This window comes from Nonomuraea sp. NPDC051941 (assembly GCF_044593615.1).
Genome location: NZ_JBIUCF010000051.1, coordinates 100,503 through 111,569 on the forward strand (window position 1 = coordinate 100,503; position 11,067 = coordinate 111,569).

12 protein-coding genes are annotated in these 11,067 nt (G+C 70.3%); 7 read left to right on the top strand and 5 right to left on the bottom strand.

The features are described 5' to 3' along the window. Position 1 precedes the first annotated feature (1 nt). From ACIHFD_RS54175 to ACIHFD_RS54185, 3 genes are all read left to right on the top strand, one after another. Positions 2 to 388, top strand: a complete 387-nt coding sequence (locus tag ACIHFD_RS54175) for a hypothetical protein (protein ID WP_397373574.1) — start codon at positions 2 to 4, stop codon at positions 386 to 388. Further along, positions 389 to 970: a TetR/AcrR family transcriptional regulator gene (locus tag ACIHFD_RS54180; RefSeq protein WP_363969562.1), complete on the top strand. Its 582-nt coding sequence runs from the start codon at positions 389 to 391 to the stop codon at positions 968 to 970. A 104-nt stretch (positions 971 to 1,074) separates the two neighbouring features. Next, positions 1,075 to 1,725 (top strand): MerR family transcriptional regulator, encoded by a 651-nt coding sequence (locus ACIHFD_RS54185; protein WP_397373575.1) that lies wholly within the window; start codon positions 1,075 to 1,077, stop codon positions 1,723 to 1,725. 22 nt (positions 1,726 to 1,747) lie between these two features. Here ACIHFD_RS54185 and ACIHFD_RS54190 read toward each other — a convergent pair whose 3' ends face one another. Continuing rightward, the gene (locus tag ACIHFD_RS54190) at positions 1,748 to 3,907 is read right to left on the bottom strand and encodes a tetratricopeptide repeat protein (RefSeq protein WP_397373576.1); all 2,160 of its coding nucleotides are present in this window, start codon (positions 3,905 to 3,907) and stop codon (positions 1,748 to 1,750) included. A gap of 419 nt (positions 3,908 to 4,326) precedes the next feature. Between ACIHFD_RS54190 and ACIHFD_RS54195 the strand changes: the two genes are divergently transcribed. The 3 genes from ACIHFD_RS54195 to ACIHFD_RS54205 all read left to right on the top strand — a co-directional run bounded on the left by ACIHFD_RS54195 (position 4,327) and on the right by ACIHFD_RS54205 (position 6,368). Then, positions 4,327 to 4,971 (top strand): GntR family transcriptional regulator, encoded by a 645-nt coding sequence (locus ACIHFD_RS54195; RefSeq protein WP_397373577.1) that lies wholly within the window; start codon positions 4,327 to 4,329, stop codon positions 4,969 to 4,971. After that, positions 4,968 to 5,435: an OsmC family protein gene (locus ACIHFD_RS54200; RefSeq protein WP_397373578.1), complete on the top strand. Its 468-nt coding sequence runs from the start codon at positions 4,968 to 4,970 to the stop codon at positions 5,433 to 5,435. The genes ACIHFD_RS54195 and ACIHFD_RS54200 overlap by 4 nt, the downstream gene beginning before the upstream one ends. A gap of 99 nt (positions 5,436 to 5,534) precedes the next feature. Beyond that, on the top strand, positions 5,535 to 6,368 hold the full coding sequence (locus ACIHFD_RS54205) for a polysaccharide deacetylase family protein (protein WP_397373579.1): 834 nt from the start codon (positions 5,535 to 5,537) through the stop codon (positions 6,366 to 6,368). 59 nt (positions 6,369 to 6,427) lie between these two features. On the opposite strand, the gene ACIHFD_RS54210 is transcribed toward ACIHFD_RS54205, so the two are convergent. The 3 genes from ACIHFD_RS54210 to ACIHFD_RS54220 form a co-directional block, all read right to left on the bottom strand. Continuing rightward, positions 6,428 to 7,399 (bottom strand): MASE1 domain-containing protein, encoded by a 972-nt coding sequence (locus tag ACIHFD_RS54210; protein WP_397373580.1) that lies wholly within the window; start codon positions 7,397 to 7,399, stop codon positions 6,428 to 6,430. A gap of 366 nt (positions 7,400 to 7,765) precedes the next feature. Next, positions 7,766 to 8,563, bottom strand: coding sequence for an alpha/beta fold hydrolase (locus tag ACIHFD_RS54215; protein WP_397373581.1), 798 nt, complete (start codon positions 8,561 to 8,563; stop codon positions 7,766 to 7,768). A 236-nt stretch (positions 8,564 to 8,799) separates the two neighbouring features. Beyond that, positions 8,800 to 9,708, bottom strand: a complete 909-nt coding sequence (locus ACIHFD_RS54220) for an NADP-dependent oxidoreductase (RefSeq protein ID WP_397373582.1) — start codon at positions 9,706 to 9,708, stop codon at positions 8,800 to 8,802. 144 nt (positions 9,709 to 9,852) lie between these two features. Between ACIHFD_RS54220 and ACIHFD_RS54225 the strand changes: the two genes are divergently transcribed. Continuing rightward, a complete protein-coding gene (locus tag ACIHFD_RS54225) occupies positions 9,853 to 10,461 on the top strand; it encodes a TetR/AcrR family transcriptional regulator (RefSeq protein WP_397373584.1) in 609 nt (202 codons plus the stop codon). Between the two features lie 151 nt (positions 10,462 to 10,612). Here the strand turns inward: ACIHFD_RS54225 and ACIHFD_RS54230 are convergent. Next, a partial coding sequence (locus tag ACIHFD_RS54230; protein ID WP_397373585.1) for a DUF4097 family beta strand repeat-containing protein occupies positions 10,613 to 11,067 on the bottom strand: 455 nt, incomplete at its 5' end.

Below are 11,067 nucleotides of genomic sequence, written 5' to 3' on the forward strand. Positions count from 1 at the left end.
TATGGATAACAACGTGTGGGCTCCCGTCCGGGCCCTCTTCGTGGCCGTGCTCGTCATCTCCGTCGCGACCCTTGGCGTGGCCGCCCTCATCGGCGGCAACTGGGTGGTGTGGCTCCGCGGCGCCGCCGTGGCCGTGGCCGCCGTCTGGCTCGTCGCCCTGGCGGGGCAGGCCTCCCGGGGCAAGAGGTCGGCCTACGTACGCATCCGCTTCGTCACCATCGCCGCCCCCATCGGGATCGTGCTCATCCTCGTCGCCCCGGACAGCGGCTATCCCGGCTGGATGAAGGCGGAGCAGGCCGTGGTCGGCGTGCTGGTCGCCGCCGTGGCCCTCCTCGTCAACCGACGTGCCGTACGGCAGGCGTTCCCGAAGCGTGGCAAGCTGGGCTGAATGCAGAGCTCTGCCCCCCGCCGGGCGGCCACCGAGGCCCGCAAAGCACAGATCGCCTCCGCCACGATCGCCGTGCTGGCGCGGCGCGGCTACGCGGAGACCACGTTCGAGGCCATCTGCGAGCAGGCGGGGCTCAGCAGCAAGCGGCTGATCTCCTACCACTTCTCCAGCAAGGACCAGCTGTTCGAGGCCGTCGTCCGCCAGGTCGTCGAGGACGCGGCCGCCTTCATGCGCCCGGCGCTCGACGCCGCCTCCGGGGCGCGCGCCCAGCTCGAGGCGTTCATCAGGGCGAACATCGCCTTCATCGCCGCCCATCCCGAGCACGTGCGGGCGGTGCAGCAGATCGCGTTCAACCAGGTGCCCGTGGGCGGTGAGGAGCAGGACGCCGCGGTCGCCAGGCTGGCGGCGCTGTTCGCGGAGGGGCAGCGGGCGGGGGTGTTCCGGGAGTTCGACGGGGTGTTGATGGGTACGACGCTGCGCGCGTCCATCGACGGGGTGGCCGACCGCCTCGTCAAGGGCCTCGACCCTGATCGGTGCGCGGACGAACTCGTCGAGATCTTCGACCGCGCCACGCGCACCTGACCTCGCGGGCCACCGCGAAGCGCAGGCGTGCTCACGCCCGACCCCACGACTCGACGGGCCATAACCACGGAACGGTCGATACCGTAGATTCGTCCTCGGGTGGCGTGGCGCGCCGGCTCGGCGATGGCCAGACCGGGGCCGACACCTGGTCCGACGTCGAGTTGGGACACCACCCAGCGGTTGCGTTGGCGATTGGAGACGCGGTGAGCCATGACGTATCCGGCCAGCCGGCCGAACTGACGTACGACCTGGGCTATCACGGGTTGCTTGAGCGTCTTCGATCTCACGGGCGCCGGTCAACGGCTCCAAGTGCCCTTGAAGCCGAGCCGGACGAGCTGTTGACGATCGGCGAGCTGGCCAGGACCACCGGTGTGGCCACCTCGGCGTTGCGCTACTGGGAAGAGCTCGGCCTGCTCCCCGCCCCGACCCGGGTCTCGGGCCAACGGCGCTACCCCGCCTCGGCATTGGCGATCGTCGGCCTGATCCTTTCGTTGCAGGATGTGGGCTTCTCTCTGCGCGAGCTGAAGGTGCTCATCACCTCTCGTTACGAAGACGTCGACGCCTGGCGCGAGCTCCATGAGCGCAAGCTCGCCGAGCTCGACGAACGGATCGCCCAGGCGCAGGCCGCGCGCACCGCCATCGCCCACGGCCTGGCCTGCGGGCACCCGGAGGGCATCTTCCACTGCCCCACCTTCGCCCGCGTCATCGCCGCCCGCCTCGCCGGATCCCCTCTCCACGAGGCCCACTCCCACTGACCACCTCACCCCCCGCCACCGATCACCTCAGCCGGAGACTCCGGCGGGCGCGCTCCAGGTCGTCTCTGGCGGTCTTGGTCAGCGTCTGCTCGGGGCCCATGACGGCCTCGAACCGGTTCACGACCCATTCGTACTCGGCGAGCGCGTCCGCGATCCGTCCCACTGCCTCGTACGCCGTGGCCAGGCCGTGCCGGGTGATCAGCGTGTCGGGATGGTCTGCGCCCAGCAGCCGCGCCTGTTGCCCGGCGACGTGCTCGTACAGCTGGACGGCCTCATCGGCCCTGTCCGCCGCCTTGTAAGCGCGCGCGAGCTGTCCTTTGACGACCCAGGTATCGGGATAGTCGTGATCGAAGAGCCGCTCGTGATCGGCTATCAGCCGCTGGAACAGCTCGATGCCGCGCTCGGGCCGGCCGCCCTCGACGTTGGTGTACGCCTGGAAATAGCGCGCCGCGAGCAGGGTGGGATGGCCGGGTTCGAGTGCCCGCTCCTGGTCGGCCACCACCTGCTCGATCATCGGCACCGCCTCCGGTGCCCTGCCTCCCATCGTGTACGAGAAGGCCACCGACGCGCGTGACCACAACGTATCCGGATGATCGTCACCGAGGACGCGGGAGCGGTCGGCCGCGACGCGTTGGTAGAGGGCGGCGGCTTTCATCGCCTGGCCGGCGTACTCGAAGGCGTGCGCCAGCGTGTGCAGGGCCGCGAGGGTGTCCGGGTGCTCAGCGCCCAGGAGCCTCTCGCGCCCCCTGACGACGGCTTCGGCGACCGGGACGGCCCGGAGCCCGTCGTTGAGATAGACCAGATGGGAGGCCACGACGTGGCGGACCCGCAGCACGAGCTCGGCCGCCGCGCGCAGGTGCGCGAACTCGTCGTCGGGGACCTGCTCGACGGCCTCCCACAAGGCCGCCGCATGCTCGGACACCGCCATGATCGTGGGGAACTTCCGCCAGGTGTCCTGGTCGGAGACGTCCTCGACCGCCACGCACAGCCGTTGCCCGGCTGTCTCGATCAGCTCGGCCAGGGTGCGGTCGCGTCCGGCCTGATCGCGTACCGCACGCCGGACGAGGCGGTGGACGAACGCGGTCGTGTCGCTCCGGCTGAAGGTGACCAGCGATCGTGCGCCCAGCTCGGCCAGAGCCGGTTCCGCCTGCGGGCCGAGCAGCTCGAACCCGACGCCGGAGGTCGACAGCACGGACAACTCTCCGAGCAGGCGCGCGGCCGCCGGGCCGGTCTGCCCGACCGACAGCATGATCGCCTGCGCGACTCCGGTGGGGTACTGCTCTCCGCGAGGCCGCGCGAGGAGCACCTCGATGGGGGTGGCGTGCAGCCGCCCCAGGTAGGAGTCGCACGACAGGCGCGGCGGGCCGACCAGGGCGGCTGCGGCGATGCCCAGGGCGAGCGGCAGGCGGTCCAGTTCCTCGGCGAGTAACCGGAAGCCCTCGTCGTCCGCGCCCACCCGCGTGCGGAGGTACTTCACCGCCTCGGCCTCTGTGAACTGCTCCACCGCAACCATCGTGGCGAGCCGTTCGAACGAATGATCATTGGTGGTGATCAGCACGCGAGCTCGGCCGTGCGACGGGAGCAGCGGCGCGAGCAGATCGGGGTCCGTCCCGTTGTCGAACACGACCAGATACGGCCCGCGCCGCTCCTGAAGCCAGGCTCTGACCTTGCGGGCCACGGTCGCCGGGTCGTCCGCGTCGCTGCGTAACCCGGCTTCGGTGGCCAGCTGATCCACGGAACCGTGAAGCTGGTCGACGGTCTCGGCGTGCAGCCACGCCACCGGGATGCCGCGTTCGATGCAGCGCCGGGCATAGGCGGCCGCCAGGTGGGTCTTGCCCACGCCGCGTCCCCCGACCAGCGCACACACCGCCGCCGTGCGGCGGGCGGAGAACAGCTTGTCGATGCGTTCGCTCAGATCCGAACGCGGCTGGAAGGCCTTCGGCTCGCGCGGCACGTCACCGACCGTGCGCAGGTCCCGCTTCGAACCGGACGGCGGGCCGGCGCCCGGTTCCGCCTGACCGGCCCAGATGGCGAGCGGCGTTCCGGGGAGCAGGACGACCAGACCGACGACGATGCTCGTGCTGTCCAGTCCGAGCCCGTTCGCCACACAGATCCACCAGGCCAGAACCCCGGCCGTCGACGGCAACGTCGCCGCGATCACGACCTTGAGCCAGCGCGGCATCTCAGCCCTTTCTGCGCGAGAACGGTTCTGTGATGAATCGGAAGGCCGTACTCGACGAGTGTCACACGCCGCCATCACCTTGTCGCGGGCCGATCATGGGAGGGCTCGCCGCAGGCGCCGGAAGCCATGAGCTCCCAGGTCCCCCTCGGGCGAGACCCGGACCGACAAAGCCGTCCCCGAACTCGCGGCGCCCCTCACCTCGAACGCGGTCGCCATCGAGCTTGATCTCATGGGCCAACGTAAAAGAGCCGACCAGGCAACCCCCGGCACCGCCGACCCCACTACCGCCGCCAACCCGATGACCCTCGGCACCGCCAGCCTCACTCCCGTCGCCAACCCGCAACTCCCGTCAAACAGAGGCGGGTTGCATACAGTGTGTCCATTGCATGCAATGTATGCCGTCCGCTAACCTGATCCGCATGCAGACCGATGTGGCGCGGAGGCGGCTGAGGGAGTTGATCCTCAACGGCACGTACCCGCCCGGGGCGCGGTTGACCGAGATGGAGGTCGCGACCGCCCTGGACATGAGCCGCACCCCCGTCCGCGAAGCGCTCCGCGCGCTGACCGCCGACGGGCTCGTGCAGCCCTCCGGGCGCGGCGTGGTGGTCGTGGCGTTGGAGCAGGGCGACCTGAACGAGGCGTACCAGGTGCGGGCGGCGCTGGAGGCGCTCACCGCCGAGCTGGCCGCGACCCGCCAGCGCGAGGGCCGCATCGCCCCCGCCGACCTCGCCGCGCTCCGCGAGATCGCGATCGAAACCGCCACGGCCACCGCCGAGGGGCGGTTGGCCGAGGCCGTGCGGCTCAACCGCCGCTTCCACCGGGTGATCGCCGAGCTGGCGGCCAACTCGATGGCACTGCACGCGCTGGAACGCATCTGGGATCAGATCCAGGTGTCCACGTTGCGCTCGCTGGCGCCGCCGTCGCGGCCCACGTACGTGTCGGGCCAGCACGAGGAGCTCGTCGCCGCGATCGTTCTGGGCCACCCGGAGGAGGCCGCCAGGGTCGCCCGCGCACACGTACTCGACACCCGTAACATCACCCACAGCGAGGAGGACGAAGCATGACCCGCGAGCACACATACCCGGTCGTGGTGACCTGGACCGGCGACAAGGGCACCGGCACCAGCGGCTACCGTGACTACGGCCGCGAGCACGAGCTGACCGCAGAGGGCCCGCCGGCCATCGCGGCCAGCTCCGACCCGGCCTTCCGCGGCGACCCGACACGCTGGAACCCGGAGCAGTTCCTCGTCGGCTCGCTGTCCCAGTGCCACATGCTGTCGTACCTGCACAAGTGCGCCACGGCGGGCGTCGTCGTCACCGAGTACGTCGACAACGCGGTCGGGACCATGGCCGAGACCGCGGACGGCGGCCACTTCACCGAGGTGGTGCTGCGCCCCTCCGTCACCGTGACGTCGCCCGAGATGGCCGATGCCGCCGCCAAGCTGCACGAAGACGCGCACAAGGCATGCTTCATCGCCAGTTCCGTGAACTTCCCGGTACGCGTCGAGCCGACCATCCGCGCCGTGTAACCGTAGGTTCGTCCCGGGTGGGCAGGCGCCTGCTCCGTACGGCCGTAGCGGGCCGGAAACCGGTTGGATGTCGCCCTTCGCGCCCGGCAGGCTTGGAGCATGAACGATCTCCCCGGGTTCGAGCCCGACGCGCGCCTGCTGATCGTGAACAGCGACGACTTCGGAATGCACCGGGCGATCAACGACGCGGTCGTGCGCTCGATCGAGGAGGGGATCTCGGGCTCGTGCAGCCTGATGACGCCCTGCCCGGGGGCGGAGCACGCCATGCGGCTGCTGCGCGACCGGCCGGAGATCCCGTTCGGGATCCATCTGACGTTGGTGTGCGACACGCCTCGCCGCAGGTGGGGGCCGCTGGCGGCCAAGGAGGAGGTGCCGTCGCTGCTCGATGCGGCGGGTGAGCTGTTCACGCCCGATCGCGTACCGGAGCTGCTCGCCCAGGCCCGCCTCGACGAGGTGGAGCGCGAGTTCCGCGCGCAGATCGCCGCCGTGACGGACAGCGGGCTGGCGCCCACCCACCTGGACTGGCACTGCCTGGCCGATGGCGGACGCGCCGACGTTTTCGACCTGACGGTGGCGCTGGCCCAGGAGTACGGCCTGGCGGTGCGGGCCTGGCTCGACCCGGCCCGCCAGAAGGTACGGGCGCGCGGGCTGCCGGTGGTCGACCACGACTTCCTGGACAGCTTCCGACTCGAACTCGACGGCAAGGCGGCCACGTACGCCAGGCTGCTGCGCGAGGTGCCCGTCGGGCTGAGCGAATGGGCCGTCCATCCGGGGCTCGGAGACGAGGACGCACGGGCGATCGAGCCCGGCGGATGGCGCGTGCGGCGGACCGACTACGAGTTCCTCACCTCCCCCGAGGCTCGCGAGATCCTGCGGAGCGAGGGGATCGTCGTGCTCGACTACCGGGTCCTGCAGGAGATCTGGGTGAAATGATGCCGCTGGTCTCCCAGTCCGAAGTCGGAGGCGCCGAAAACGAGAGAGCGATCTTCCGGCTACTGCGACCGATCCCTGCTCCGCTCGCCGGCGCGTGGGGGCGGCAGCCGGATGACCAGCTTCTTGTCACGCGCAAGCCGGTGCGCCACCTCGTTGAGCCGGGCGCAGACGTCCTTGATGTTCTGGTGGGCCTTGTTGCGCTCGGCGATGATCGCGGCGAGCAGCAGCGCGGTCAGCGCAGCGGAGCCGTTGAAGGCCTGGAGGGCGACCATGTTGAGGAAAAGGTCGTGCTGGGCGAACGGGCCGGAGTGGCGCGCGGCGGAGACGATCGCCACCGTCGACGCGATCAGCGCGCACGCCGCGGCCCCGAGGAGTTGGAAACGCAGCGCGGACCAGATCAGGAAGGGGAACACGAGGAAGAGCAGGTTGATGGGGCCCGCGGTCGCCACCAGCGTCACGAGGAAGGTGCCCAGCAGCAGCGCCGCCCCTTCGACCCAGCGGAGCGGGTGGGCGTCCCGCGGCAGCCGGGTCGTGCGGCTCGCGAGCAGGAGCGGCGTGACCACGAGCACGCCCATCGCGTCGCCCGTCCACCACACCGACCATGCGGGCCAGAACTCGCCGGGCCGCAGCCCGCCGGCGAGCACCAGCGAGCCGGCGCCGACGGTCGCGCTGACCAGCATCCCGGCGAGGGCACCGAGGAACACCAGGGCGAGCGCGTCACGCAGCCGGTCCAGTTCGATGCGGAAGCCCACGCGCTCGAGCAGGAGGTAGGCGCAGACCGGCGCGAGCGTGTTCCCCGCGGAGATGCCCAGGACGGCGGCCATCGTCGGCCCGATCGACACGTTGGTCAGGAAGGCGCCGAGGGTGATGCCCGGCCAGATCCGGGGGCCGAAGATGAGCAGGGCGGCCAGCCCGATTCCCGTCGAGGGCCACAACGGCGTCACCTGCCCTCGGACCAGCTGTAGTCGCAGCCCCAGCTTGGCGGCCACGAAATAGGCGATCGCGACGGCGAGGATCTTCACGGCCGTCATGGCATGATCCCGTAGCCCATAGTGGACGGCGACAGCCCTCATAGGAACACCTCCGGCCCCGCCGAATCGACGCCCGGTCTAGCGCGTACCGCGGCAACACTCGTCTGTTCAGGCTCGGGTTCCGGCCTTTGGCGTGGCATGACCGGCCCTGTCTCAAAACTAGTCATAATCCGCCAGATGGGACCCAACGCCAGGTAATCGACATATACGTCAAAAGCGATATAGCAATAGAAAAGGGAAAGAATGCCCTGTCGCGGCTATGCGGACGCGTGGCTTGGCGCCTGATTCGGTGCGACGCTGGGGTTGCGCAGGCAGGTCGTGGGGCCGCGCCGATGTTCGCTGCGTGGCCCCACAGATGGTGTGCTTTCAGTGCTTGCCGAGGAAGTCGGAGATGAGCTGCAACCACTCGTCGGTTCGCTCCAGCATCGGGAGGTGGCCGCCGGCGATTTCGGCGAGTCGGGCACCGGGGATGGTCTCGGCGAGCCGGCGGTGCAGGGCGGTGGAGGTGACCCAGTCGTCGGTGGTCGAGATGACCAAGGTGGGGACCTTGATGCCGGCCAGGTCGTCTCGGACGTCGACCTGGCCGACCAGGTCGACTTGTTCGGGAGAGCCGTCGGCTGCGGTGGCGGCGGCGAAGCCGAGGGTCTCCTGCAGTTGCTCGGACGACATCGACTCCAGCGCCTGGGTGCCGAGGGCCATCATGAGCAGGAATTCGGCGAGCGTCTCGCGGTCGCCGGACGCGGCGATCTTTCTCCAGACCGAGGAGGCAAGAGCGAGCCGGTTGTCGCGGTACTGGAAGGTGGCGGTCAGGACGAGTGCGGTGACGCGCTCGGGGTGACGGGCGGCAGCGCGGATGGCGACCGAGCCGCCGAGGGAGAACCCGGACAGAGCGAAGCGGTCGAGGCCCTCCGCATCGGCGGCGGCGACGAGTTGGTCGGCAAGGTCGTCGACGGACAGCGGGGTGGTGGAGCGGGGGTGTCGCCGCTGCCGGGGTAGTCGATGCCGACGACGGTGTGGCGGGCGGCGAGACCTTCCAGGATGGGGCCGTAGGTGTTGGCCAGGCTGCTGCCGGCGCCGTGGGCGAGGAGCAGGCCGGGGCCGGAGCCGAGGCGAGTGCGTGCGAACGTGGGTTCGGGCAGGGTGCGAGGTGACATGGTCAGCCATCTTTCAGAGGATCTTGGTGCTGGTGGGGCGGACGGCTGCGTGCTGACGCCGGGTGCGTGGCCAGGGTGTGCAGTTCCGCTTCTGGCCCCGGACCTCGAATGCGGCGGCGAGGTCCGCGCCCGCCTCAGCGGCGGGAGGGTGGTGCGGGCTCCATCGGTTTCCGGTGCTCGTGGCCGGTCGGTGGAGCGCGTTGGGGCCGCGGCCTCGTTGAGCTCGGGTGAGGCGGTGACCAGGGGTCAGGGGAGGAGGACGATCTTGCCCTCGTTGCGGCGGGCTTCGATGTCGACGTGGGCCTGGGCGGCTTCGCCGAGCGGGTAGGCCCGCCAGACGGGGAGATCGAACGCGGCGGTGGCGATCAGGTCGGCCAGCTGCGGCAGGGCCTCGGGGAAACGGTCCTCGGGGCTCATGCCGGTGAACCGCACGCCGTGCCGGGCGAAGGACGGGTCGGCGATGGTGATGACTTTGCCCGCATCGCCGACCAGGGTGACGGATTCGGCGAGCACGCCCGCGCCGCAGGCATCGAAGACAAAGTCCACGCCGCTCGGGGCCGCGCCCTTGACCCGCTCGGCCCAGCCCTCGCCGTAGCGCACGGCGGTCGCGCCGAGGCGATCGACCCGCTCGATGTCCCGCTCGGCGACTGTGCCGATCACGGCGATGCCGCGAGCGGCGGCCAGTTGCACCGCGATGGTGCCGACGTTGCCGCTCGCGCCGTGGATCAGCAAGGTCTGGCCCTTGTCGATCCCCAGGTGCTCCAAGGCCCGGTAGGCGGCCTCGCCGACCGTGATCATGCCGGCCGCGGTCTCGTACGACAGCTGCTTCGGCTTGGCGAACGGCCGGTCCAGCAGTGCGTACTCGCTGTAGCCGCCCACCGAAGCGACGCCGAAGACCTCGTCGCCGACCGCGAAGCTCGCGCCCTCGCCGACCTTGTCGACCACGCCTGCCACGTCCCACCCAGGCAGGTGCGGGAACTCGACGGGGAAGGCGTCCTGCATGATCCCGGCGCGGATCCGCGCATCGATCGGGTTGACGGCGGCCGCCCGTACGCGGATACGGATCTGACCCGGAGCCGGCTCCGGCGGCGGAACCTCCGACAGGGTGAGGACCTCCGGCCCGCCGTACTCGGAGAAGGTGATCGCAGTGGACATCAGGCACTTCCTGAGGAGAGGGAACCGCACACGTAAGAATCATCCATTGCGTGTGATTACCCTCTCTATTTATCACACGCTGTGTATGATTTGAACTGTGATGTCAATCACACATCGTGTGTGATTGCCTGTTAGGGTGATGGCATGAAGCAGCCGGTCCACCGCCGTCAGCCGACCCCGAGCAACCCGCGCGTGCAGCGCACCCGGAACCATGTGCTGACCATCGCGCGAGAACTGCTACCTGAGGTCGGACCGGCCGGATTGACCTATGCCCTGCTGGCCGAGCGGGCAGATGTCACCCGCCAGACCCTCTACCGGCACTGGCCGAACCGAGCCGCGCTGCTCTTCGATCTCATCCTCGAAGGCCCCGACCTCGGCACCTACCCCGAACCGGGCAGCGACGTGCGCGCCGTGGCCACCGCCTGGCTGAAGAGCCTGCGCGCCGGCGTCAACGTCCCGGCCATGCGCACCGCCGTGCTGGCCGTCACCGCCCAGGCCGACCACGACCCCGACAGCGCCCAGGCACTCGTCCGCATCGGCGAAGACCGCCACGCCGCCCTGAACAAGCTGCTGGAGCCTTCGGGCGTTCGGATCAGTGACGACGAATACACCCTGCTGTACGGGCCCGTCCTCGCCAGGCTCCTCCTCGACCGCGGCCAGGTCACCGACGCCTTCATCGACGCCGTCGTGACCCAGTGGCTCACCACCCTGGAGCGCGCGGACGCACTGCAGGCGAACCCGATGGAGACCTGACCGCCGCAGGACAGCCCTCCGCGCCGTCCTCGTGCAGGGGCGCGACGGGCACGCTGGTCACTTGGAGCCGGAACGGCCCCGGTCCGCATGGATGGACCGGGGCCGTTCGTCGTCGGCGGGCTTGGTCTGCCTCTCCTTGGGAGGCTGCGGGTCACAGGCTGCGGGCGGTGATGTCGCCGTTGGAGGTGGTGGCGTGGATGTCGAGTTCGGTGCTGCCGTTGTTCTTGAGGGCGTTGGTGATGCGGCCGTAGGTGGTGCCGGCGTCCAGCGCGGCCGAGACGCCGGCGGCGGCGGTGATCGCGATGTCGCCGGACTGGGTGCGGAGCACGACCTTGCCGCCGGTGGCCTCGGCGATGCGGATGTCGCCCCGTGCGGTGCTGATCTGCGCGGGGCCGGCCAGGCGGGCGACCTCGACGTCGCCGTCGGTCGCGGTCAGGCGCAGGCTCGCGGTCTCCTCGAGCGTGATCTGGCGGTACGCGCCGTCGAAGGCGACCTCGCCGAGGCGGCCGGCGGTCCGGAGTTCGGCGGCGGCCGCCTTCGCCTCGATGCGGGAGCCGGTGGGCAGCTTGACGGTCACGTCGATGGATCCGGACGGGCCGAGGTACT